25 protein-coding genes are annotated in these 22,266 nt (G+C 59.8%); 5 read left to right on the forward strand and 20 right to left on the reverse strand.

From position 1 onward, the window contains the following. Positions 1 to 17: 17 nt before the first annotated feature. From murB to O5O48_RS16470, 8 genes are all read right to left on the reverse strand, one after another. On the reverse strand, positions 18 to 1,040 hold the full coding sequence (gene murB, locus O5O48_RS16435; protein ID WP_269687636.1) for a UDP-N-acetylmuramate dehydrogenase: 1,023 nt from the start codon (positions 1,038 to 1,040) through the stop codon (positions 18 to 20). Further along, positions 1,034 to 1,501 (reverse strand): low molecular weight protein-tyrosine-phosphatase, encoded by a 468-nt coding sequence (locus O5O48_RS16440; RefSeq protein ID WP_088276458.1) that lies wholly within the window; start codon positions 1,499 to 1,501, stop codon positions 1,034 to 1,036. Before O5O48_RS16440 ends, murB begins: the two co-directional genes overlap by 7 nt. Beyond that, positions 1,498 to 2,256, reverse strand: a complete 759-nt coding sequence (gene kdsB, locus O5O48_RS16445) for a 3-deoxy-manno-octulosonate cytidylyltransferase (RefSeq protein WP_228246198.1) — start codon at positions 2,254 to 2,256, stop codon at positions 1,498 to 1,500. Before kdsB ends, O5O48_RS16440 begins: the two co-directional genes overlap by 4 nt. Positions 2,257 to 2,258: 2 nt before the next feature. Next, a complete protein-coding gene (locus O5O48_RS16450; protein WP_088276460.1) occupies positions 2,259 to 2,444 on the reverse strand; it encodes a Trm112 family protein in 186 nt (61 codons plus the stop codon). 3 nt (positions 2,445 to 2,447) lie between these two features. Then, entirely contained in the window at positions 2,448 to 3,464 is a 1,017-nt protein-coding gene (gene lpxK, locus O5O48_RS16455) for a tetraacyldisaccharide 4'-kinase (RefSeq protein WP_228246273.1), read from the reverse strand. 2 nt (positions 3,465 to 3,466) lie between these two features. Beyond that, on the reverse strand, positions 3,467 to 3,901 hold the full coding sequence (locus O5O48_RS16460; protein WP_088276463.1) for an ExbD/TolR family protein: 435 nt from the start codon (positions 3,899 to 3,901) through the stop codon (positions 3,467 to 3,469). A 2-nt stretch (positions 3,902 to 3,903) separates the two neighbouring features. After that, the gene (locus O5O48_RS16465; RefSeq protein ID WP_269687637.1) at positions 3,904 to 4,575 is read right to left on the reverse strand and encodes a MotA/TolQ/ExbB proton channel family protein; all 672 of its coding nucleotides are present in this window, start codon (positions 4,573 to 4,575) and stop codon (positions 3,904 to 3,906) included. Between the two features lie 84 nt (positions 4,576 to 4,659). Next, the gene (locus O5O48_RS16470) at positions 4,660 to 6,903 is read right to left on the reverse strand and encodes a DNA internalization-related competence protein ComEC/Rec2 (protein ID WP_269688725.1); all 2,244 of its coding nucleotides are present in this window, start codon (positions 6,901 to 6,903) and stop codon (positions 4,660 to 4,662) included. A 102-nt stretch (positions 6,904 to 7,005) separates the two neighbouring features. Here O5O48_RS16470 and O5O48_RS16475 point away from each other — a divergent pair, with 102 nt between their 5' ends. Further along, on the forward strand, positions 7,006 to 7,536 hold the full coding sequence (locus O5O48_RS16475; RefSeq protein ID WP_088276617.1) for a DUF2062 domain-containing protein: 531 nt from the start codon (positions 7,006 to 7,008) through the stop codon (positions 7,534 to 7,536). Positions 7,537 to 7,540: 4 nt separating this feature from the next. Here O5O48_RS16475 and lolD read toward each other — a convergent pair whose 3' ends face one another. Together lolD and O5O48_RS16485 are read right to left on the reverse strand one after the other, a co-directional pair. After that, complete coding sequence (gene lolD / locus O5O48_RS16480; protein ID WP_269687638.1) at positions 7,541 to 8,221, reverse strand: lipoprotein-releasing ABC transporter ATP-binding protein LolD; 681 nt, start codon at positions 8,219 to 8,221, stop codon at positions 7,541 to 7,543. Continuing rightward, positions 8,214 to 9,458: a lipoprotein-releasing ABC transporter permease subunit gene (locus O5O48_RS16485; RefSeq protein WP_233049411.1), complete on the reverse strand. Its 1,245-nt coding sequence runs from the start codon at positions 9,456 to 9,458 to the stop codon at positions 8,214 to 8,216. The genes lolD and O5O48_RS16485 overlap by 8 nt, the downstream gene beginning before the upstream one ends. A gap of 112 nt (positions 9,459 to 9,570) precedes the next feature. On the opposite strand from O5O48_RS16485, the gene O5O48_RS16490 reads away from it, so the two are divergent. The 3 genes from O5O48_RS16490 to O5O48_RS16500 are packed head-to-tail and all read left to right on the forward strand — an operon-like array spanning position 9,571 to position 11,176. Then, entirely contained in the window at positions 9,571 to 10,131 is a 561-nt protein-coding gene (locus O5O48_RS16490) for a PilZ domain-containing protein (protein WP_228246194.1), read from the forward strand. 13 nt (positions 10,132 to 10,144) lie between these two features. After that, positions 10,145 to 10,438 carry a phosphodiesterase gene (locus O5O48_RS16495; RefSeq protein WP_088276472.1) on the forward strand — a complete coding sequence of 98 codons (294 nt, stop codon included), beginning with the start codon at positions 10,145 to 10,147 and terminating at the stop codon, positions 10,436 to 10,438. A gap of 6 nt (positions 10,439 to 10,444) precedes the next feature. Continuing rightward, on the forward strand, positions 10,445 to 11,176 hold the full coding sequence (locus tag O5O48_RS16500; protein ID WP_269687639.1) for a glycerophosphodiester phosphodiesterase: 732 nt from the start codon (positions 10,445 to 10,447) through the stop codon (positions 11,174 to 11,176). Positions 11,177 to 11,188: 12 nt separating this feature from the next. Here O5O48_RS16500 and sthA read toward each other — a convergent pair whose 3' ends face one another. From sthA to O5O48_RS16545, 9 genes are read right to left on the reverse strand one after another with little or no spacing between them, the layout of a single operon-like run. Further along, positions 11,189 to 12,586 carry a Si-specific NAD(P)(+) transhydrogenase gene (gene sthA, locus O5O48_RS16505; RefSeq protein ID WP_088276476.1) on the reverse strand — a complete coding sequence of 466 codons (1,398 nt, stop codon included), beginning with the start codon at positions 12,584 to 12,586 and terminating at the stop codon, positions 11,189 to 11,191. 55 nt (positions 12,587 to 12,641) lie between these two features. Continuing rightward, positions 12,642 to 12,884, reverse strand: coding sequence for a (Na+)-NQR maturation NqrM (gene nqrM / locus O5O48_RS16510; protein ID WP_228246193.1), 243 nt, complete (start codon positions 12,882 to 12,884; stop codon positions 12,642 to 12,644). A gap of 3 nt (positions 12,885 to 12,887) precedes the next feature. Beyond that, positions 12,888 to 13,910, reverse strand: coding sequence for an FAD:protein FMN transferase (locus tag O5O48_RS16515; RefSeq protein WP_410172318.1), 1,023 nt, complete (start codon positions 13,908 to 13,910; stop codon positions 12,888 to 12,890). A gap of 1 nt (position 13,911) precedes the next feature. Beyond that, positions 13,912 to 15,135, reverse strand: a complete 1,224-nt coding sequence (gene nqrF, locus O5O48_RS16520) for an NADH:ubiquinone reductase (Na(+)-transporting) subunit F (RefSeq protein WP_373315049.1) — start codon at positions 15,133 to 15,135, stop codon at positions 13,912 to 13,914. Between the two features lie 15 nt (positions 15,136 to 15,150). Continuing rightward, the gene (gene nqrE / locus O5O48_RS16525) at positions 15,151 to 15,759 is read right to left on the reverse strand and encodes an NADH:ubiquinone reductase (Na(+)-transporting) subunit E (protein WP_083726043.1); all 609 of its coding nucleotides are present in this window, start codon (positions 15,757 to 15,759) and stop codon (positions 15,151 to 15,153) included. 6 nt (positions 15,760 to 15,765) lie between these two features. Further along, positions 15,766 to 16,437: an NADH:ubiquinone reductase (Na(+)-transporting) subunit D gene (locus O5O48_RS16530; RefSeq protein WP_373315048.1), complete on the reverse strand. Its 672-nt coding sequence runs from the start codon at positions 16,435 to 16,437 to the stop codon at positions 15,766 to 15,768. 2 nt (positions 16,438 to 16,439) lie between these two features. Continuing rightward, a complete protein-coding gene (locus O5O48_RS16535; protein ID WP_228246191.1) occupies positions 16,440 to 17,219 on the reverse strand; it encodes a Na(+)-translocating NADH-quinone reductase subunit C in 780 nt (259 codons plus the stop codon). Then, positions 17,209 to 18,423, reverse strand: coding sequence for an NADH:ubiquinone reductase (Na(+)-transporting) subunit B (locus O5O48_RS16540; protein WP_228246190.1), 1,215 nt, complete (start codon positions 18,421 to 18,423; stop codon positions 17,209 to 17,211). The genes O5O48_RS16535 and O5O48_RS16540 overlap by 11 nt, the downstream gene beginning before the upstream one ends. Position 18,424: 1 nt before the next feature. Then, positions 18,425 to 19,762: a Na(+)-translocating NADH-quinone reductase subunit A gene (locus O5O48_RS16545; RefSeq protein ID WP_228246189.1), complete on the reverse strand. Its 1,338-nt coding sequence runs from the start codon at positions 19,760 to 19,762 to the stop codon at positions 18,425 to 18,427. A gap of 352 nt (positions 19,763 to 20,114) precedes the next feature. Between O5O48_RS16545 and O5O48_RS16550 the strand changes: the two genes are divergently transcribed. Further along, positions 20,115 to 20,630 carry a chalcone isomerase family protein gene (locus tag O5O48_RS16550; RefSeq protein ID WP_269687640.1) on the forward strand — a complete coding sequence of 172 codons (516 nt, stop codon included), beginning with the start codon at positions 20,115 to 20,117 and terminating at the stop codon, positions 20,628 to 20,630. A gap of 75 nt (positions 20,631 to 20,705) precedes the next feature. Here the strand turns inward: O5O48_RS16550 and O5O48_RS16555 are convergent, their stop codons facing one another. After that, on the reverse strand, positions 20,706 to 22,145 hold the full coding sequence (locus tag O5O48_RS16555) for a glyceraldehyde-3-phosphate dehydrogenase (protein WP_228246187.1): 1,440 nt from the start codon (positions 22,143 to 22,145) through the stop codon (positions 20,706 to 20,708). Between the last annotated feature and the right edge of the window lie 121 nt (positions 22,146 to 22,266).

Consider the following 22,266-nt stretch of genomic DNA (forward strand, 5'->3'; position numbering starts at 1 on the left):
TATCTTCACCACCAAGGTTATAGACCGACCACCGGCGGCTCCTGCTCGAGCATTACACCGTAACGCTGCAACACGTCCTGCCTGATTTTCTCGGCCAGCCCGAGTACCTCGGCACCACTACCTCCGCCCGGATTGACCAGTACCAGCGCCTGCTCACTGTGCACGCCGACCGGCCCCTCTCGATAGCCTTTCCAGCCCGCCTGATCAATCAACCAGCCCGCCGCCAGCTTTACCTGTCCGTCAGCCTGCGGAAATTGCGGCATCGCCGGGAACCGGGTGGCGAGCTGATCTGCCGCCAAGCCCGGGACCAGTGGATTCTTGAAAAAACTTCCCGCATTGGGCACGACGGCCGGGTCCGGCAGCTTGCTTCGCCGAATCGACATGACCAGCTCGGCGACAACCCTTGCATCCGGCCGACTCAGGCCCGTCGACGCCCAGGCCGCAGCGAGCGGCGCGTAATCCACTCGCAACTGGGCACGCGTGTGCAAACGCAGGCGAACACGGAGAATGACAAAACGCCCGGCGGCACGCTTGAACACGCTGTCACGATAGGCAAAATCGCACGCATCACGGGTAAAGCAGCGAATTTCGCCGGTCTCGCGATCAAGGGCATCCAGGCTGTCAAACAGATCACGCACTTCGACACCGTAGGCGCCAATGTTCTGCACTGGCGCAGCGCCCACCGTACCCGGAATCAGCGCCAGGTTCTCCAGCCCGCTCAAGCCAAGATCCAGCGACCAGCCCACGAGACGATGCCAGTTCTCCCCTGCCTCGGCCTCGATCAGCACGTCACTGCCCCGGCGCTGCAAAATCCGCCGCCCCCGACTGCACATCACTACGACGAGCCCCGAAACAGGACCCGCCACCACGATGTTGCTACCACCTCCCAACAGGGTAACCGGCCAGCCACGCGCGTCAGCCTGCGCGAGCGCTTCGCGCAGCTCGACGTCAGATTCCACCCGCACCAGATACTCGGCGCGTTCGCGAATAGCCATCGTGTTGAACGGTTGCAGCTCAGCGTTGGTCTCCAGCGTCAGCATCCGTTGTGCGCCTCATCCAATAGCCCGGCGGAGGCCGCCTCCAGCATGTCCAGCACCTGCTCAAAGCCTTCATCACCACCGAAATACGGATCGGGTACCTCTGCGGGCAAGGACGGCGCATAACTCATGAACAGCCGAATTCGGGCAGCACAGTTGGCTGGCGCGACCCGCAACAGGTTCTCCAGGTTGCTGCGATCCATCGCCAGTATCAGATCGAACTGTTCAAAGTCGTCTGCGCACACGGCGCGGGCACGCTGGGCACTGAGATCGTAACCGCGGCGGCGGGCTGCCAGCTGGGCCCTGCGATCAGGCGCCTCTCCGGCGTGATAGCCGCCGGTACCGGCCGAATCCACCGTGTAGTGCGCCTGCAGCCCGCGTTCGGCGAGCATGGCCTCGAACACACCCTGCGCAGTAGGCGAGCGACAGATATTGCCCAGACAAACAAACAGAACTCGAGTCATGCCGACCCCAGCAGTGCCCGCACCCGCTCGAGATCCTCGGCGGTATCGACACCAGCCGGCAATGTCTGGCAGGCATCAGCGACGTGAATACGGGTACCGAACCAGAGCGCACGCAATTGCTCAAGTGACTCGGCCGTTTCCAGCGGACTGGCAGGCCAGCCAACGTAGGCATGAAGGAAGCTGACCTTGTAGGCATAGATACCCACGTGGCGACGGAACGGAATGGCATCCGGCAACGCCGCCGGGCCGTTTGCAAACTGATCACGACACCAGGGCATGGGCGCTCGACTGAAGTACAGCGCGTAGCCCTGATGATCACAGACCACCTTGACCGCATTGGGATTGAACAGGGTCTCGCTGTCGTGAATCGGCTCAGCAAGGGTAGCGATACCTGCGTCCTGCGCCGCGATCAGGTTGGCCGCCACCTGATCAATGACCGCAGGCGGAATCATCGGCTCATCACCCTGCACATTGACCACACAGGCGTCGTCCGGCAGACCCAACTGACTCACTACTTCCTGCAGGCGATCAGTCCCGGTCGGATGGTCCGCCCGGGTCATGATTGCCCTGGCGCCAAAACCAGCACAGGCATCCATGATGCGCTGATCATCGGTGGCCACAATCACCGAGGCCGCACCGCTCTTGCACGCCTGCTGCCAGACATGCTGGACCATCGGCTTGCGGTCAATCAGCTGCAATGGCTTGCCCGGTAATCGGGTGGAGGCATAACGTGCCGGGATGATGACGTGGAACATGTTCAGTCACCCAACTTTTCATCGGCATCCAGAGCCCGCGCTTCGGTTTCCAGCATCACCGGAATACCATCGCGCACGGGGAACGCCAGGCCGTCGGCGCGGCACCACAATTCCTGCTTGTCGTTACTCAGCACCAGCGGCCCCTTGCACAGGGGACAAGCCAGTACATCCAGCAATTTAGGGTCCATCAGTTACTCCTGCTTGATTTCATCGGAAGGAGAAGGCAACAGGCGGTACAGCGCCGCCGCGAAAGCCTCACTCAATTGAGCCTCAACACTCAGATACCACCAGTTTTCTTGCGCCTGCGGCGCGCACTTCACCGCATCCTTCTCGGTCATCACCACCGGGCGGTCCGTCGGAAGAACCGACAGTATGGACGCGTCGTAATGCGCGTGGTCGGGAAAGATACGGGTATCAAAATCAAAGGCCAGGTCATCGAGGGTGCGAAAAAAGCGCTGCGGATTGCCGATGCCGGCCATGGCTGTCACCTGACGTGGCCCGGACCAGCGCGCCGCGGCAACCCGCTCCCCGGTTACCAGATTGACCAGTGCCCGAGGCAACAGTTGCATGCCAAAGCCATCGACCGCATCGCCGGCGGCACCATTTCTGACCACCAGATCAACCGACTCCAGTCGCTCGGCCGGCTCACGCAGTGGCCCCTCAGGCAGACAGCGCGCGTTACCCAGCCCACGCTGCTGATCCAGCATGACCAGCTCGACAGTGCGCCCCAGCGCGTAATGCTGCAAACCATCGTCGCTGATAATCAGGTTTACATCCGTGGTGGCGAGCAGATGACGCGCAGCGGCGGGCCGATCAGGGTCAATCACCACCGGCACGCCACAGCGGCGGACCAGCAAGGCTGGCTCGTCACCACAGACCGCAGGATCATCGGTGGCAGACACGCTCCACGGATAGCTCGGTGGCCTGGCCCCATAGCCACGGCTGACCACCCCAACCCGATAGCCACGCGCACGCAGATACTCGACCAGCCACACCACCATCGGCGTCTTGCCAGTGCCGCCTACCGTGATATTGCCAACCACGATCAGCGGCACTGGCGGCTGCCACTGCGCGCGCGCACCGGTCAGATAAGCCTGTCTGCGACGCACCGCCAGACAGCGATACAGGGCAGAAAGAGGCCGCAGCAGAGCCAGCCAGGCAGCCTTGTCATACCAGGCACGCAGCAGTCGCTGCTCCAGCGAGGGCACGCTCACTGCTGCGCGTCCGCCTCGGCTTCACTGGTGGTCAGGCGCAGGCGATTGAAACCGAGCTGACCGGCGGCGTCCATGGCGGTAATGACATATTGGTGCGGGGTCTGGGCGTCTGCACTGATCACCAGAGGGATCTGGCTGTCACCTGCGGACTCTTTTTGCAGCGCCGCCATCAGGGTCTTGAGGTCGGAGCTGATCAGGGTGCGTTCATTCAACGCCATCTCACCTGCCGCGTTGATGGTAAGTTCCAGCTGTTTGACGGTGCGGTCTTCCACCCGCTCACCCGATACGGCCTCCGGCAGATCAAGCTTCAGCTGGGTTTCGCGGGTAAAGGTGGTGGACACCATGAAGAAGATCAGCAGCAGAAACACCACGTCGATCAGCGGTGTCAGGTTGACGCTGACCTCTTCTATCTTCTGCCGGCGAAAGTTCACGCTCAGGCCCCCTTTGCGCCGCTGGCAACCTTCCGGCCGTTGCCGTTGCCGTTGCCGTTAAAGTCGACCTCGCGGTTACCCTGCATGACTTCGACCAGCTTGGTCGCTTCCTGCTCCATGGCAACGACCAGCTCGTCCACCCGGCGCACGAAGAAGCGGTGGAAGAACACGGCAGGAATGGCGACCGTCAGGCCGGCTGCCGTTGTAATCAGCGCCTTGGAGATGCCACCCGCCAGCACGCCGGTGTTGCCCGTGCCCTGGATCATGATCGCACTGAACACGTCAATCATGCCGATCACGGTACCCAGCAAGCCGAGTAGCGGCGTAATGGCTGCAATAGTCCCCAGGGTATTGAGGTAGCGTTCCAGTTCGTGCACCACCTTGCCGGCGGCTTCCTGAATACACTCTTTCATGATCTCGCGACCATGACGCGAGTTGGCCAGCCCCGCAGCCAGAATCTCACCCAGTGGAGAGTCGGCGCGCAGCGTCTTGAGTTTTGTCGAGTCCAGTTGACCATCCTTGACCCATCGCCAGACCTGTCCAAGCAGATTGGCCGGCGCCACTCTGCCGCTGCGCAGCGTCCATAGACGCTCGATAACAATGGCCACCGCGATGACTGACGACAGGATGATGGGCAACATCAACCATCCGCCAGAACTGATCAATTCCCACACAAGCGATCCCTCCCCCAAAAACGTTGCCTACTCTAGCACAGCGAGCCGGCTCAAAGGCCCGCGCAAGCAGCGCACTACTGTTTGTTATTCATGCCAGAAACGCCGCGCCCTGTCGCGCCAGCGCCACTCCGGAACAAGCGGCCGATCCGGGCTCAGGATAAAGCTGACCGCACCGGCGCTGCCAGTATAAATTGCTTCACTGCCCAATTCGCGGTACCGATCCACAACCTGCTGATGGGGGTGTCCGAAGGGGTTGTGATAGGCCGCGCTGAAGACAACCCAGTGTGGCTCAAGACGCCTGATGAAGGCATAGCTGGAAGAGCTGCGGCTGCCATGATGGGGCGCCAGCAGCACATCAGCGGGCGCCAGCTGCGCCAGCAATTGCAGCTCGTCCGCCTTGCCGATATCACCTGGCAAGAGCACAGAGCGCTGGCCTGCCCATATCTGCAGAACGCAGGAGCGCGCATTGCCGTCCTCCCCTTCGTTCTGCGCCTGCAACAGGCGAAAGCGCACATCGTCCCAGACCCACTCCTGCCCGTTAGTACAGGGCACAGCCGCCAGCGCCGCAGGCAGCTGCTCGGCCTCACCGCTGATCACCCGGTGCGGTTGCAGCCGCTGCATGACGGCAACCGCACCGCCGGCATGATCGGTATCAGCATGACTCAACAGCAGCAGATCCAGCTGACGGACACCCAGACCAAGCAAGCCCGGGGCGACAACCGCCTCGCCCAGATCGAATCCGCTGGCATGCCGTGCGGCGGCGTCGTACAACAGATCGTGGCGGGCGGTCTTCACCAGAACCGCCAGCCCCTGCCCCACGTCCAGCACGACCACACGCGCCTCGCCCGCCAGCGGACGCTCGTGCTGGGGCAGCAACAAGGGGAGAACACACAACACCCCCAGCGGACGCAACAGCCCAACCGGCAACAGCCAGATCAGCACACCCAGCAGGCCTATCATCCAAGCCAGCCAGCCGGGGAACGGCAGATGCAGCACAGCGCCCCACTGTGCCACCCAGTCCAACGCAAGCATCAGCAGATTGAGCAGGCGGGCCGCCAGCAGAAGCAGCAGATCCACCCCGAAAAGCAGGTCAAGCACAGCGCCAAGCAAAGCTGCAGGCACAATCAGCAGACTGACCCAGGGGATTGCCAGCAGATTGACGCCCATGGCGACGGTACTGGCCGGCATCCCCCACAGCAGCAACCAGGGCCAAAGGCCTGCGAAGGCAATCCATTGCGAGCGTCCCCAGCGCCACCATGGGGCACGGACGTGCAGCCGCCCTCCCATCCCCAGCAACAGCAGCCCCACCGCCATAAACGACAGCCAATAACCCGCCCGCAGCGGTGCAGCAGGATTGACCAGGGTGACAATGACCATCGCCGCCAGCCACAGCTCAATGGCCGGCAACTGACGCCGCCAAAGCTTCAGCAGCAACACCAGCGAGCACATCAGCAGTGCACGCTGAACCGGTACCTCCATACCGGCAAGCCCGGCATATCCGGCCGCTGCCAGCAAGGCAACAGGTGCGCTCAACCACAGCTGAGGGCGTGACCAGCGTAGCGGAAGGTAACGCAGGACAAGGGCTGTAAGGGCAAACACCGCTGCCGCCAGCATGCCGACATGCAGGCCGGAGATAACCAGCAGATGGGTTGTACCGGTTGCCTGCAGTCGATCCCAATCCGCCTGGTCAAGCGCCTGACGGTCCCCCGTCAGCAAGGCCAGCAGCCGCCGCCCGCCCTCAACAGCCTCGAGCGTGCCGGCCAGGCGGGCCTGCAATCGATCGCGCCACTGCCCCCAGCCCGGAGCAGGTTCAATGCGCTGGCCGGCTGTCACACTGCCGACTGCACCAATGCCCTGGGCATACAACCAGGCTTCGTAATCGAACGTGCCGGGATTACGCATACCGCGAGGCCGCCGCAGGCGTACCTCAAACCGCCAGTGTTCCCCCGCCGCCAGCGGCTCACCATCCCACCAGTGCAGGCGCATGCTCGGCAAAGCCTGCCCACTCGTATCGCGTACATCGCGCAGCAGAAAACGCCAGCCTGTTTGCGTCTGTGCGGGTAACGAGTCGATGCGACCACTGAGCTGAATACGCTGATTATCCAGTGCCTCGGGCAAACGCCGATCAAGCAGCAGTTGATGACCGAACAGGGCCCAGCAAAAGGCCAGCAGGAACGCCATAACAGGCCGGACTGCCGCCGCTGGCCGGAGATAGCAGAACACCAGCAAAAGCACGAAGCCGAATGCAAACGGCTGCCAGGGCGGCAGAGCCGAGAACAGCAGCGGACAGAGCAGCCCTGCCAGCAGGCTGAACAGCAGCAGGCGCATTTCATTCACGCAAACATCCTGTTTTGCTTTAGCCGTCAGGCAGTAGTGCCCGCCCGACATTCCATGCATAATTGGCCCACGCCAGCCAGACCGAACCCTGCGATGCCGCGCCGTTTCCTCAAACGCATGATGCCCCACCCCGACCGTATCAAGGGCAGCAAATCCCTGCAGTTCATGGGTAATTTGCTGCATGATCCGAATCTGTGGCATCTCAACCGACACAGCGTCTCACGCGCCATGGCGGTTGGCCTGTTCGTAGCCTTGATGCCAATACCGATGCAAATGGCCGTTGCCGCTGCCATCGCCATTATCGCGCGCTCCAACCTGCCAATTTCGGTCAGCCTGGTCTGGCTGACCAACCCGGTCACCATGCCGCCGATTTTCTTCGCCCAGTATCAGGTCGGCGTATTGCTGCTTGGCGCATCCGAGCGCAGCATGCCGATGGAGCTGTCAGTGAACTGGCTGATGGCTGAACTGCATCACATTTGGCAACCCCTGCTGCTGGGGTCGCTGGTGGTCGGCACCGTCGTCGCAGCACTGGGTTACGTGCTGACGCTGTTGTATTGGCGCATGTGGGTGTCACGCAACTGGCAACGACGCAAATTGCGACGTCGTCGCCAATCGCAGGAGTGAAGCCTCAGGCCGACAGCAACTGGCCCTGACGCAGGGTGAGGGTACGATCCATCTGCGCAGCCAGCGCAAGATCGTGAGTTACCACCAGAAAGGCCGTTTGCAGGGTCTGACTCAGTTCCAGCATCAATTGCTGGACACTCTCGGCAGTATCCTGATCCAGATTACCGGTCGGCTCGTCGAGCAGTACACAGGCAGGCTTATTGATCAAGGCACGGGCAATGGCAACCCGCTGCCGCTCCCCACCTGACAGCTCCGCCGGCTTGTGCCCGATGCGCTTGCCCAAACCGACACGCTCCAGCATGGCTGTGGCACGCTCACGCGCCTCGGCAATCGGCGTGCGACCGATCAGCAGCGGCATGCAGACATTCTCCAGCGCACTGAACTCCGGCAGCAGATGATGAAACTGATAGACGAACCCGAGCTCCTCATTGCGCAGCCGGCCCCTCTCCACCTCTTTCAGGGCGGACAGCTGTCGCCCGGCCAGCCGCACCTCGCCTGATGTCGGTGTATCCAGGCCGCCAAGCATATTGAGCAGCGTCGTCTTGCCGGAACCGGAGCTGCCGACAATCGCCACCCGCTCACCACGCTGGAGTTGAAGCTGAACATTATTCAGCACCCGCAAATTCTGCGGCCCGACGGCGTAGTCCTTGCACAGATCCCGACATTCGAGAACCAGATCAGTCATAGCGCAGCGCCTCCGCAGGCTCGGTTCGTGAGGCCCGCCAGGCGGGATAGAGGGTAGCAAGGAAGCTGAGACTCAGTGCCGTCACACAGATGACGACCACATCACTCCAGATCAGCTGGGATGGCAGGTAGCTGATGAAATACACATCCGAGCTGAGGAACTGAATACCCAGCACGCGCTCAAGCCAGGCCACCATCTCGGAGACATTCAGCGCGGCAAGCACACCCAGAATACCGCCACTGAGGGTGCCCACCACACCGATCAGCGAGCCCTGCACCATAAATATCCCCATGATCGCCCCTGGCGTGGCGCCCAGGGTCCGCAAAATCGCGATATCCGCCTTCTTGTCGGTCACCACCATAACCAGGGTGGAAATGATATTGAACGCAGCGACTGCGACGATCAGCATCAGCAGAAGACCAATCATGGTCTTTTCCATCTTGATCGCGGCAAACAGGTTACCGTGCGTACGGGTCCAGTCCTGGGCGTAGTAGTCACCCGGCAGTTCACGCACCAGATCCCAGGCCACCTGCGGAGCCTCAAACAGGTTCTTCAATTTCAGCCGAACGCCCTGGACCTGGCCCGGTTCCCAGCGACTGAGCCGGGCAGCGTCATCAACGTGAATCATGGCCAGCGAGCTGTCCAGCTCGGCACCCACCTTGAAAACGCCGGTCACGGTGAAGCGCTTGAGTCGCGGAAAGACCCCCGCCGGAGTAACCGAGGCCTCAGGCAGTACGAATGTCAGCTTGTCACCCACCGCCACGTTGAAGCGCTTGGCTATCAGCTCGCCGATCACGATGCCGAACTCTCCTGCCGACAGATTATCCAGCGAGCCCGATTGCATGTGGTTTTCCAGAATCGAGACGCGCTTCTCTGCCTGCGGCTCGATACCGTTGACCAGCACCGGCGCAACGCTGCCGTTGTGCGTCAACATGCCCTGAAGCTGAATAAAGGGTGCAGTGCCAACCACCTTCGGATTCTGCTCGAAGCGCTCGGCCAGCGATTGCCAGTCACTGATCGGCTGGTAACCGTTGATTGTGGCGTGTGGCACCATACCGAGAATCCGTGTGCGCAACTCCCGATCAAAGCCGTTCATCACCGACAGCACCAGGATCATGACCATAACGCCCAGCGTCAGCCCGAGCATGGAAATCAGCGAGATGAAGGAAATGAAATGATTTCGCCGCTTGGCGCGGGTATAGCGCAGGCCGATAAAAAAGGGTAAAGGTCTGAACATGAAAAGCGGTTTACCTTATGCTCCAGCCGCAGCCGGTGGATTTTGAGCGACATGTTACACTGAACATCACAGTCTGGTCAGCGCCTGCCGACGGCGCGAATAGAGAATCGCCATGCACACAGACCACGAAGACAGCCGCGAGTTCTTTCGTATTCAGGATCACATCCACCTGGACTGCAAGCCCATTGCCGGACCGGAAGATGACCTGGGGGCCAGGCAAAGCGCCCTGTTCAATCTGCTTGCCGATCTGCACATGCTCGACTACGAGTCGCAGCATCTGCTGCGGCAGATCAGTGAGCGTGACAGGGCTCTGGCCCAATACCTCAAGATCATCAACAAACGCATCGATCTGCTTGGCAAGACGCTGGCCCTTGAGCTGGGCGATGACCTGGGCGAGCCGCAAGGCGTTACCCTGAGCGAAGGCGGTGTCGATTTCGAAAGCAGTGTGGCCTACCCGGCCGACAGCTGGGTAGCTGCGCGCCTGGTCCTGCTGCCTGCACCACTGGGCCTGGCCATTCCGGCCCGGGTCGTGCGCTGCGAACCAGCTGGCTCACCCGGCCGCTGGCATGTCGCACTGAACTTTGACCTGATCAATGACGCCCAGCGTCAGCTGCTGGCGCGGCATATTCTGCAGAAGCAGGCACAGGACATACGCGCCGCCAAATCCACCTGAAAGGACCTCCGAGATGAAAGCTACCCCTTCATTGCTGTTATGCGCCTGCCTGGCTCTGGCCGGCGCCGCCCAGGCAGATACCCTGCGCATTCCCGTCGGCGAGCAGGCCGGCAGCCAGCACACGCCCCTGCCGCAGCGTGGCGCCAGTTTTGACAGCGTCACTGCGCGCTGGGGCGAGCCGAGCAAGCGCCACGCCGCGGTCGGCCAACCGCCAATTACCCGCTGGGACTATCCGGGCTTCAGTGTCTACTTCGAGTATGACAAGGTCATCGACAGCGTGCGTCAGCATACGCCAAAGGCCCCCTGATCCGACATGACACTGATTTACGGCCACCGCGGTGCACGGGCAGAAGCTCCGGAAAACACCCTGCCCAGCTTTCGCAAGGCGCTCGAGGCGGGCGTTACCCGGGTCGAGCTGGACCTGCATCTTTCCGCCGATCAGCAGCTGGTTGTCATCCACGACCCGACCCTGAAGCGGACCACCGGCCTGCGCGGCAAGGTTGCCCAGCATACCGCCGCGGAGCTGTCGCGCATCGACGCGCGTTTCGGTCTGCCCGGCTGGAAGACGCCCTGTGCTATTCCCACCCTTGCCCAACTCCTGCAGCAATGCCCGGAAATCGAGCATTACCAGCTTGAGGTAAAGAGCGGTTCAGAGCGTCAGTCACGGATCGTGCTGGATGCCATCGCCACGCTGACCGAACGATACAACATGCACAACAAGGCCGTCGTCACCTCTTCCAGCCGAACATTGCTGCGCTATGCCAGGCGAAGCAACTTCATGCTGCCAACCGGGCTGGTCGAAGAATACGGACTGCTGGATCCGGTAAAAAGCGCTCGCCGCTACGGTTGCGACTATCTGATTCTGAACTGGAAACTATGCAGCCAACAGCGCCTGCGTGCAGCGCAGGCGGCCGGACTTCACGTGTCGGTATGGACAGTCAACGACGCTGCGCTCATGCAGCGACTTGCCGAAATGGGGGTCGACAGCCTGATTACCGACCTGCCGTCACTGGCGGTGAAGGTAATCAATCAGGGGCGCGCATAGCGCCCCGAACACTCAGAACAGCCTGTTCAGGCCATCCAGCGCAGCTACCCGGTAGGCTTCGGCCATGGTCGGATAGTTGAACGTAGTATTGACGAAGTAGTTGATGGTGTTGGCGCCATCTTTCTGGTTCATGATCGCCTGACCGATGTGCACGATCTCAGCGGCCTGGTCGCCAAAGCAATGGATACCCAGTACCTCGAGCGTCTCGCGGTGGAACAGGATCTTCAGCAGGCCGACCGGCTCACCACTGATCTGCGCACGCGCAATACTCTTGAAAAAGGCCTGGCCAATCTCATATGGCACACATGCATCGGTCAGCTCGCGTTCAGTTTTACCCAGCGAGCTGATTTCAGGAATCGTGTAAATGCCTGTCGGCACGTCATCGACAAAGCGCCAGCCGTCGTTGCTGACAATATTGCCCGCCGCTGAACGCCCCTGGTCAAAGGCTGCACTGGCCAGGCTTGGCCAGCCGATCACATCACCAACCGCGTAGATATTCGGCACGCTGGTGCGGTAGTTTTCATCCACTTCCAGCTGACCACGGCCATTGGGATGCAGAGCCACGTTCTCAAGGCCCAGTCCATCGGTATTGCCGGTACGCCCGTTACACCACAGCAATGCATCGGCCTTCAGCCGCTTGCCGGACTTGAGCTGCAGGACAACGCCTCGGTTGTCCAGCCCTTCGATCTTTTCATACTCCTCGTTATGGCGAATCAGCACACTGCTGTTGCGCAGGTGATAACTCAGCGCATCGGAGATCTCATCGTCGAGGAAGCTGAGCAGCCGATCACGGGTATCGATCAGGTCAACCTTGACCCCAAGACCACAGAAAATCGAAGCGTACTCGCAACCAATGACACCGGCACCATAGATGATCAGCGTGCGCGGTGTATGGTTGAGCTTGAGAATGGTGTCACTGTCATAGATACGCGGATGACTGAAATTAACGTCAGCCGGACGATATGGACGCGAGCCGGTGGCAATGATCACCTCCTTGGCGATCAGCTTTTCCACCGCGCCGGAGCCGTCTACCACCTCGATGGTATGTTCGTCGGCAAAGCTGCCCTTGCCAAAGAACACGTCAACCCGGTTGCGGGCGTAGTAGCTGGTGCGCGAAGCCACCTGCTTGTTCATCACCTTCTCGGCACTGCGCAGAACGTCCGGAAACGAGAACCAGCGCGGTTCACCAATCTGCCGGAACATCGGATTGGTATTGAACTGAATGATCTGCTTGACTGAATAACGCAACGCCTTCGACGGGATGGTGCCAAGATGGGTGCAATTACCGCCCACTTCACGACGTTCTTCAACCACAGCCACCTTGCGACCATGCTTGGCGGCATTCATCGCCGCGCCCTCACCCGCCGGGCCGGAGCCCAGCACCACTACGTCGTAGTTGTATACGGCCATTCAGTCTGTTCCTTGTATCTCGCAAAAAGAGGGTGCCACGCGTCACCAACAGCGACTAGTCGACCTTGGTCGCGTCGCGGGCAAGATCAGCATTAAGCGGACGCTGCGGCGCACCGGCGTTGGCACTGGCCTCCTCACACTTGGTGACATCACCACCACAAATGCCGCAGGCCTTGTCGACACCTACCGCACCGATCCCACCGCAGGAGCCGGCAATCGGCTTGCGGCCCATCATGACACCCACAGCCATGCCGGCCACACACAACAGCATCACTACAAAGGCCATTAACCAAACCATGTTTTACTCCTTGCCCGGGGTCAGGGCATCAAAGCGGGGCGTCACCCTGGACTCGAACGTGTCACCCTCGCGAACAACAAAAAACGCGGCGATATCATGCGCCAGCGCATATTTCCATCCTGCCTCTTCGCCCATGATCATGAGCACGGTAGATAGCCCGTCAGCCTTCGCGGCAGAAGGATCAAGCACGGTTACCGACGCCAGGCGATGCATCACCGGACGCCCGTTACGCGCATCGAAGGTATGCGAAAACCGCTGTCCGTCGAGCTCGAAATAATTGCGGTAATCTCCAGAGGTCGAGACCCCCTCGCCGTCAAGCGAGACAATGATCTGGGCAACACGGTTGTCGTCGCGCGGCTCTTCAATGGCAATACGCCAAGGCCGATCACCGGGCTTGCGGCCAACGGCCTTGAGCTCACCGGTCAACTCCACCATATAGCTTTTGATACCGAACTGCTCAAGTCGTTCAGCTACCCGGTCAACCATGTAGCCAGCTCCCACGCTGCTCAGGTCGACGGTTAACGCACGATCCTTGCAGAGCTGGGTGCCCTGCAGGTGCAGATGCTGCTGGCCAACCGATTGCATTGTCTCGGCAAGTGCCTGCGGGTCTGGCACGCTCTGTAACTGAGGGTCGCCGTGGAAGCCCCAAAGCTGGAGCAATGGCGCCACTGTAATATCGAATGCTCCGCCACTCTCCTTATGCAGCTGGTCTGTCAGAGCAACCAGTGTCAGAACCGACTCCGGCATATCCATACAGGTCCCGGCCGGTGCCGCATTGAAACGCGCCAGGTCGGAATCGGAGCGCCAGGTCGATACTTCATCGTCAAAACGCGCCAGCATGGCGTCAATATCGGCCTGCAGGGTCTCGACATCCGGCGAGTCATCAACCGGCACCCACTTGATCGAATAGGTACTGCCCATGGTTGCACCATATATTTCCGCAACCGGGTCCACAGAATTGAAACAGCCCGTTAGGGCTGTTGCCAGGGCAACAGCAATAACGGGCCGGATAACGCTCAGCCGCATACTAGCCGCCGAAGTCGTCGAGCAGGATATTCTCGGGTTCGACACCCAGGTCCTGCAGCATCTTGATCACGGATGCGTTCATCATCGGCGGTCCACACATGTAGAACTCGCAATCCTCGGGCGCCGGATGGTCCTTCAGATAGTTCTCGAACAGGACATTGTGGATAAAGCCGGTCGGGCCTTCCCAGTTGTCTTCAGGCAGCGGATCGGACAAAGCCAGATGCCACTCGAAGTTGTCGTTCTCGGCCGCCAGTTGATCGTACTCTTCGACATAGAACGCCTCGCGCAGCGAGCGCGCGCCGTACCAGAAGCTCATCTTGCGCGTGGAGTGCAGGCGCTTGAGCTGGTCGAAGATGTGCGAACGCATCGGAGCCATGCCGGCACCGCCACCGATAAACACCATCTCGGCGTCGGTATCACGCGCAAAGAACTCACCAAAGGGACCGTACACGGTAACCTTGTCACCCGGTTTCAGCGAGAACACCCAGGAGGACATCTTGCCGGGCGGCAGGTCATCACGACCGGGCGGCGGCGAAGCCACACGGATGTTGAACTTCACCAGACCCTTTTCTTCCGGATAGTTCGCCATGGAATAGGCACGAATAGTCGTCTCATCGACCTTCGATACGTACTTCCACAGGTTGAACTTGTCCCAGTCACCACGGAATTCCGGCTGAATGTCGAAATCCTTGTAGTGGACGGTGTGCGGCGGACATTCCAGCTGCACATAACCACCGGCACGGAAGTCAACGTTCTCACCTTCGGGCAGCTTCAGGGTCAGTTCCTTGATGAAGGTTGCGACGTTCGGGTTGGAAGCGACAGTGCACTCCCACTTCTTCACGCCGAAGACTTCTTCAGGCACTTCAATTTCCATATCCTGCTTGACCGGAGTCTGGCAGGACAGGCGCCAGCCTTCCTTCGCTTCGCGCTTGGTGAAATGCGACTCCTCGGTCGGCAGCATCTCGCCGCCACCGCTTTTCACAATGCACTTGCACTGGGCACAGGTACCGCCACCGCCACAGGCAGAGGACAGGAACACGCCATTGCTGGCGAGGGTATTGAGCAGCTTGGAGCCGGCAGCCACAGTGACCTTGCGCTCACCGTTGATGTCGATGGTGACATCGCCGCTGCTGACCAGCTTGGAACGGGCGATCAGAATGATGGCCACCAGCGACAGCACGATCGCGGTAAACATTCCGACGCCCAGATAGATTTCCATGTTCATCAGTTACAGCTCCTCTTACAGTTGAACGCCGGAGAAGGACATGAAGCCCAGCGACATCAGACCAACAGTAATGAAGGTGATGCCCAGGCCACGAAGCCCGTCCGGTACATCGCTGTACTTGAGCTTTTCACGGATGCCCGCCAGGGCAACGATGGCCAGCGCCCAGCCGATACCGGCACCGGCGCCATACACCACGCTTTCACCGAAGGCGTAGTCACGTTCAACCATGAACAGGGAGGCACCCATGATCGCGCAGTTAACGGTAATCAGCGGCAGGAACACACCCAGCGCGTTGTAGAGCGCAGGCACGAACTTGTCGAGCAGCATCTCGAGGATCTGCACGATCGCCGCGATGACACCGATATAGCTGAGCAGACCCAGGAAGCTCAGATCAACGTTCGGCATGCCGGCCCAGGCCAGCGCGCCATCCTTGAGCAAGTAGGTGTAGATCAGGTTGTTGGCCGGAACCGTGATAGTCAGTACCACAACCACCGCAATACCCAGACCCAGCGCGGTCTGAACCTTCTTGGAGATGGCGATAAAGGTACACATCCCCAGGAAGAAGGCCAGCGCCATGTTTTCGACGAAAATCGCCCGCACCAGCAGGCTGATGTAATGTTCAATCATGGCTTACATGGCCTCCTTCATGGCACGGCTTTGCGGCGCCATCTTGAACTCTGCAGCTTCCACCTGATCCTTCTTCCAGGAGCGCAGCGCCCAGATGATCAGACCAATGATGAAGAACGCAGACGGCGGCAGCAGCAGCAGGCCGTTGGGCTGATACCAGCCACCGGCACTGACCAGCGGCAGAACTTCGATGCCGAACAGCTTGCCGGCACCGAACAGCTCGCGGATGACCGCAACGCAGATCAGAATGAAGCTGTAGCCCAGACCGTTACCCACACCGTCAAGGAAACTCATGTGCGGGGGATTCTGCATCGCAAAGGCTTCGGCGCGACCCATCACGATACAGTTGGTGATGATCAGACCAACGAAGACCGACAGCTGCTTGCTGATGCTGTAGGCGTAGGCCTTGAGCACCTGGTCTACCACGATTACCAGCGACGCGATGATCACCATTTGCACGATCATACGAATCGAGCTGGGGATCTGGTTACGCACAATCGAGATAAAGAAGTTCGACAGTGCCGTTACCGAGGTCAGCGCGATACACATGACCAGGGTCACGCTCAGGCTGGTGGTAACCGCCAGTGCCGAGCAGATCCCGAGGATCTGCAGGGCAATCGGGTTGTTGCTGAAAATAGGCTCGAACAGAACCTGTTTTGCAGTGGCCTTAGCCATGATTATGCCTCCCCTGCACGAAGATGTTCGAGGAACGGACCAAAGCCGTCTTCACCCAGCCAGAAACGCACCAGGTTTTCTACGCCCCGGCTGGTCAGTGTGGCGCCAGCCAGACCGTCCACCTGGTGTTCGGCATTGGGGTTACTCGGATCAACCGAACCCTTGACTACGCTAATCGCAGGCTTGCCGGACTCGTCAAAGACAACCTTGCCGGTCCATTGCGCCTTCCAGTTCGGGTTATCCACCTCACCGCCCAGACCGGGGGTTTCGGCATGCTGATAGAAGCCCAGACCCACGACGGTTTTCAGATCGCTTTCCAGCGCCATAAAGCCGTAGAGGGTGGACCACAGGCCATAACCGTGGATCGGCAGAATCAGGGTCTTGATACTGCCATCGGGGTTTTCCACTACATACACAGTGGAGTAGTCAGCGCGGCGACGGATGCTGGCAATGTCCTGTTCGCCATCCAGCTGCTGGGACATGGCCGGATCTTTCGACGCTTTCTGCTGATCGAAGGTCAGCGCATCAAAGGCGTCACTGAACTCGCCGGTACGCAGATCAACCAGACGCGGAGTAATCAGGGAAAACTGCTCCTGGATACTGCGGCCCTCATCATACAGACCGGCGATCTGCAGAATGTTGCGCTGCTTGTCCTGCAGTTTGTTGGTCGTCTGTACCGGTTTGAGCGCAACCGCGGCGGCGGATACCACAACGGAGCAGACCAGACAGACAAGCAGCGCGACCGTCAGCGTGCGGGCAACGGATTCTTTCTTAGCGGACATTACGTGCAAGCCTCCGTTTGATGTTGGCCTGAACCACGAAGTGGTCGATGAGCGGAGCAAACAGGTTGGCGAACAGAATCGCCAGCATCATGCCCTCGGGGAACGCCGGGTTGACGACACGGATCAAGATAACCATCAGACCGATCAGGGCACCAAAGAACCACTTGCCGGTGTTGGTCATCGACGCCGATACCGGATCGGTCGCCATGAAGATCATCCCGAAAGCGAACCCGCCCACAACCATGTGCCAGTACCAGGGCATGGCGAACATCGGGTTGGTGTCGGAGCCAATCATGTTGAACAGCAGGCTGGTGGCGACCATACCGAGCATCACGCCGGCAACGATGCGCCAGTTGGCGATCTTGGTCAGCAGCAGCACCGCACCACCGATGAAGATGGCCAGGGTAGACACTTCGCCCATGGAACCCTGCATGTTGCCGTAGAAGGCGTCCAGCCAGGTCAGGCCGCTGGCAACGATCTGCTCAACGCCGCCGGAGGCAGCCATGCTCAGCGCTGTAGCACCCGCGAAGCCGTCGACAGCAGTCCAGACCGCGTCACCAGACATCTGCGCCGGGTAGGCGAAGAACAGAAACGCACGACCGGTCAGCGCCGGGTTGAGGAAGTTTTTACCGGTACCGCCGAACACTTCCTTGCCGATCACAACACCAAAGCTGATACCCAGCGCGACCTGCCACAGCGGAATGCTCGGCGGCACGATCAGAGCAAACAGGATGGAGGTCACGAAGAAGCCTTCGTTGACTTCATGCTTGCGGATGGAGGCGAATACCACTTCCCAGAAACCGCCGACCAGGAAGGTCACGGCATAGACCGGGAGGAAGTAGGCTGCACCGTGGATCAGGTTGTCCCACAGGCTGGCCGGATCAAATCCGGCGAACATGGCGATCAGCGCCAGACGCCAGTTGTCCTGGGCAGCCAGCAGATCCGGGTTGCCGGCATAGATGCTGTTGGCCTGAAAACCGATGTTGTACATCCCGTAGAAAATCACCGGGAACGTGCACAGCCATACGGTAATCATCATGCGCTTGAGGTCGAGACCGTCGCGCACGTGGGCAGTGGTCTTGGTGACGCTGCCCGGGCGGTAGAAGAAGGTGTCGATGGCTTCGTAGAGGGCATACCACTTCTCGTGCTTGCCGCCCTTCTCGAAGTTATGCTCGATCTTGTCGAGGAATGAACGCAGGCTCATGTCAGCCCTCCTTCTCGATGCGAGTCAGGTTATCCCGAAGAATCGGGCCGTACTCGTACTTGCCGGCGCAGACGTAGCTGCACAGCGCCAGATCTTCTTCATCCAGCTCCAGTGCACCCAGCTTCTGGGCCATATCGGTGTCACCGACTACCAGATAACGCAGCAACTGGGTCGGCAGGATATCCAGCGGCATCACCAGTTCGTAGTTGCCTACCGGGACCATGGCACGCGGACTGCCGTTGGTGCTGGTATCAAAATTGAACAGGCGCGACGGCGCCAGCTTGGAAACGAAGATATTCAGAACAGAGTGCTTGTTCACGCCAGCACGCAGATAGTGCAGCATCTGGCGCTCGTTGCCTTCCTTGAGAACCGACACCTGGGAGTGAAAGCGTCCCAGGTAAGCGATCGGACCACGAACGGCGCGACCACCGAACACCGAGCCGGAAATCACCCGGTTATTGCCGGCTTTCAGCTCGCCAGCGGTCAGCTCGTCCAGATTGGCACCTAGGCGAGTTTTCAGCAGACGGGGTTTCTCTACCTGCGGGCCAGCGAGGGCGACATAGCGATCAGTCCAGATACGACCCTGGGTGAACAGCACACCGAAGGCGATCACGTCCTGGTAGTTGATCTGCCAGACGCTCTTGCTCTCGTTAACCGGATCAAGGAAATGGATATGGGTACCGGGCAGGCCTGCAGGGTGCGGACCGGCAAAGCTCTCGGTACTGACACCACTGACCCCTTCGCCCGGCAGGCTGACACCATCAGCCTTGCACAGCCATACCTTGGCCAGCCGTGCCAGAACCTTCAGACCGTTTTCGAAGTCTGCAGCGTGCTCCTTGATGATGACAGCCGGATCGGCCGCCAGCGGATTGGAGTCCATTGCGGTGACAAAAATCGAACTGGGCTCAGCATCGACAGCCGGGGTCTTGCTGTAGGGGCGGGTGCGCAGCGCAGTCCACAGACCCGAGCCGATCAGCTGCTCGCGAATCTGCTGGGGCGCCAGGCCATCCAGCGCTTTGGCGTCATGGGCAGGAAAGGTCTCGGCGTCATCGCCGTCGATCTCGATAACGACCGACTGCAAAACACGCTTGTCACCACGATTGATTGCGCTGACGACACCAGCGGCAGGCGCGGTAAAGACCACACCAGGAGTTTTCTTGTCGCTGAACAGAACCTGTCCAAGTTTGACCCGATCTCCCTCACGCACTTCCATGGTCGGCTTCATGCCGTGGTAGTCGAAGCCGACGACGGCAACACTACGCACCGCACGAGCGTCTTCAATGCGCTGTTCGGGAGAACCGGTGATTGGCAGATCCAAGCCCCGTTTGATTTTTATCATACGAATAGCCTAATCACTGTTTGAAATCTTCACGGGCGGGGCTGCCAAAGCGAACGCAAATGCGTTGTCCCATCCGTGCTGACAGCCAACGCAGGCACGAATCGGAGCAGCCTCAAACCCCCATAAAAAATCCCGCCAAGTATAAAGAGCATGACTACTCAATGCTACCGAGCCCCGGGATTTTTCGGTTTTTAAATTGCCCCCATTGATGAAATCGATAACACCGGCAGCCCTTTCGGGGCGATCCTGAAATACGCGGAAACACTGATCTTCAGACCCAGCGATCAGTTTGTCCGAAAAGCGGTCCAAACAACATGAACTGATCACAAATCATCCAACCAGGGAGATTCACATGTCACTGCCGAGCATCTTCCTCAGCGCTTTGCTGCTGCTCGCTTCAACCAGCGCCGCAGCAACCACCGAGACGACGCTGACTACCCGCAATCAGCACCTGTTTCGCTACCTGTTCGTGGATGTCTACACCGCCACACTGTACGCCCCGAGCAACGGCAACCTGACCGGTATTCTCGACAGCGGTCAACCGGTTCGACTAACCCTGCAGTATCACCGCTCGATAGACCGGGATGACATGATCAAGGCCGCGCAGGTCACACTGGAGCGCCAGCACCCGGCATCCCGACTTGCCCAACTGCAAGCCGACATCGACCAGTTGCACACCCATTTCGTCGACGTCAGCGAGGGAGACACCTACAGCCTGGATCGCACTGCCGACGGAGAACTCCAGCTGTACCATAACAATCAGCTCAGTTTCAGCAGCAAGACGCCGGGGCTGGCCGATGCGTACCTTGGCATCTGGCTTGGCCAGAACGGGCTGTCTGACGACCTGCGCAGCGCCCTGCTGCGCTAGCAACACAGCAAAAGCAGAAACCAAGCAACAAAAAAGGCGCCGAAGCGCCTTTTTTGTTGCTGACATATCCGATAATCAGACCGGGAACGCCGGCGGATTGACGTGAGCCATATCTTCCAGAATGCGCACAACCTGGCAGCTGTAACCGAACTCGTTGTCGTACCACACATACAGAATCACGCGATTGTCGTTGCAGATCGTTGCTTCGGCATCGACCACACCGGCGTGACGCGACCCCACGAAGTCCGTGGAAACCACTTCCTGCGAGTTGGTGAAATCGATCTGCTTGTGCAGCTCGGAGTGCAGCGCCATGTGACGCAGGTAATCGTTGACCTCGTCGCGATTGGTCGACTTTTCCAGGTTCAGGTTCAGAATCGCCATGGAGACGTTCGGCGTCGGAACACGAATGGCGTTACCGCTCAGCTTGCCAGCCAGCTCCGGCAGCGCCTTGGCAACCGCCTTGGCTGCACCGGTCTCGGTGATAACCATGTTCAGCGCGGCACTGCGACCACGACGGTTGCCCTTGTGGAAGTTGTCGATCAGGTTCTGGTCATTGGTGTACGAGTGCACAGTCTCAACGTGACCATTGGCGATGCCGAACTTGTCGTTGATCGCCTTCAATACCGGCACGATAGCGTTGGTGGTACAGGACGCCGCAGAAATGATCTTGTCTTCGGGCGTGATGGCAGCGTGGTTGATGCCGTGAACGATGTTCTTCAGGTCGCCCTTGCCCGGCGCGGTCAGCACTACCTGGGACGCGCCCTTGCATTGCAGGTGCTGGGACAGGCCGGCCTCGTCGCGCCATACACCGGTGTTGTCCACAACGATGGCATCTTCAATGCCGTACGCGGTGTAATCGATGCTGGTCGGATCGCTGGCGTAGATAACCTGAATCAGGTTGCCGTTGGCCGTGATGGTGTTGTTCTCTTCATCAATGGTGATGGTGCCCTGGAAGGAGCCGTGAACCGAATCACGACGCAGCAGGCTGGCACGCTTGGACAGATCGTTGGCTGCGCCCTTGCGGACAACGATGGCGCGCAGGCGCAGGCCATCACCGGCACCGGCCTTCTCGATCATGATGCGCGCCAGCAGCCGACCGATGCGACCGAAGCCGTACAACACCACATCACGACCCTGACGGCGCTCGCCGGTCTTGCCGATAACACTGGCCAGCTCGACCCGCAGGAAGGCATTCAGGTCGTCGCTGCCGGAGGCACGGAACTTGTTGACCAGACGGGCAAGATCGATGGAGGCCGGGCCCAGGTTCAGGTCCAGCAGCTCCTTCAGAACCGGGAAGGTGTCATGAACCGACAGCTCATTGTCATCGATCTGACGAGCGAAACGGTGGGATTTCAGCAGGCTGATGACCGAGCGATTGACCAGGCCACGACCGTAGACGGAGGTGACAACGTTATGCTCACGGTACAGACGGCCAATCAGAGGAATCATCGCCTCAGCGGTGGCTTCACGGTCCGTCCAGTTTTCCAGACACTGCTCAAATTGGGCTTGAGTCACGGCTTTACCTTCCAAGTCTTGATAACTAAAGGGCGCATATTATGCTTTCAGCGCGCGCCATAGGCAATCTTCCGGACAAAATCCAGCCGGCGCGGGCACAAACGCAACGAGCACGGTAAAC

It is taken from the genome of Halopseudomonas sp. MFKK-1, assembly GCF_027474385.1.
GTDB classification, from domain to species: Bacteria; Pseudomonadota; Gammaproteobacteria; order Pseudomonadales; family Pseudomonadaceae; genus Halopseudomonas; species Halopseudomonas aestusnigri.

Coding starts and splice junctions, on each gene's coding strand:
- O5O48_RS16550 (WP_269687640.1), top strand. CDS start 20,115: ATGTCACTGCCGAGCATCTTCCTCAGCGCTTTGCTGCTGCTCGCTTCA.
- nqrF (WP_373315049.1), bottom strand. CDS start 15,135: ATGAACATGGAAATCTATCTGGGCGTCGGAATGTTTACCGCGATCGTG.
- O5O48_RS16540 (WP_228246190.1), bottom strand. CDS start 18,423: ATGAGCCTGCGTTCATTCCTCGACAAGATCGAGCATAACTTCGAGAAG.
- O5O48_RS16440 (WP_088276458.1), bottom strand. CDS start 1,501: ATGACTCGAGTTCTGTTTGTTTGTCTGGGCAATATCTGTCGCTCGCCT.
- O5O48_RS16545 (WP_228246189.1), bottom strand. CDS start 19,762: ATGATAAAAATCAAACGGGGCTTGGATCTGCCAATCACCGGTTCTCCC.
- nqrM (WP_228246193.1), bottom strand. CDS start 12,884: ATGGTTTGGTTAATGGCCTTTGTAGTGATGCTGTTGTGTGTGGCCGGC.
- O5O48_RS16485 (WP_233049411.1), bottom strand. CDS start 9,458: ATGTTCAGACCTTTACCCTTTTTTATCGGCCTGCGCTATACCCGCGCC.
- sthA (WP_088276476.1), bottom strand. CDS start 12,586: ATGGCCGTATACAACTACGACGTAGTGGTGCTGGGCTCCGGCCCGGCG.
- O5O48_RS16470 (WP_269688725.1), bottom strand. CDS start 6,903: ATGCGCCTGCTGCTGTTCAGCCTGCTGGCAGGGCTGCTCTGTCCGCTG.
- O5O48_RS16530 (WP_373315048.1), bottom strand. CDS start 16,437: ATGGCTAAGGCCACTGCAAAACAGGTTCTGTTCGAGCCTATTTTCAGC.
- O5O48_RS16515 (WP_410172318.1), bottom strand. CDS start 13,910: ATGCGGCTGAGCGTTATCCGGCCCGTTATTGCTGTTGCCCTGGCAACA.
- O5O48_RS16450 (WP_088276460.1), bottom strand. CDS start 2,444: ATGGACCCTAAATTGCTGGATGTACTGGCTTGTCCCCTGTGCAAGGGG.
- O5O48_RS16535 (WP_228246191.1), bottom strand. CDS start 17,219: ATGTCCGCTAAGAAAGAATCCGTTGCCCGCACGCTGACGGTCGCGCTG.
- kdsB (WP_228246198.1), bottom strand. CDS start 2,256: ATGTTCCACGTCATCATCCCGGCACGTTATGCCTCCACCCGATTACCG.
- O5O48_RS16500 (WP_269687639.1), top strand. CDS start 10,445: ATGACACTGATTTACGGCCACCGCGGTGCACGGGCAGAAGCTCCGGAA.
- O5O48_RS16475 (WP_088276617.1), top strand. CDS start 7,006: ATGCCGCGCCGTTTCCTCAAACGCATGATGCCCCACCCCGACCGTATC.
- O5O48_RS16495 (WP_088276472.1), top strand. CDS start 10,145: ATGAAAGCTACCCCTTCATTGCTGTTATGCGCCTGCCTGGCTCTGGCC.
- murB (WP_269687636.1), bottom strand. CDS start 1,040: ATGCTGACGCTGGAGACCAACGCTGAGCTGCAACCGTTCAACACGATG.
- lolD (WP_269687638.1), bottom strand. CDS start 8,221: ATGACTGATCTGGTTCTCGAATGTCGGGATCTGTGCAAGGACTACGCC.
- O5O48_RS16490 (WP_228246194.1), top strand. CDS start 9,571: ATGCACACAGACCACGAAGACAGCCGCGAGTTCTTTCGTATTCAGGAT.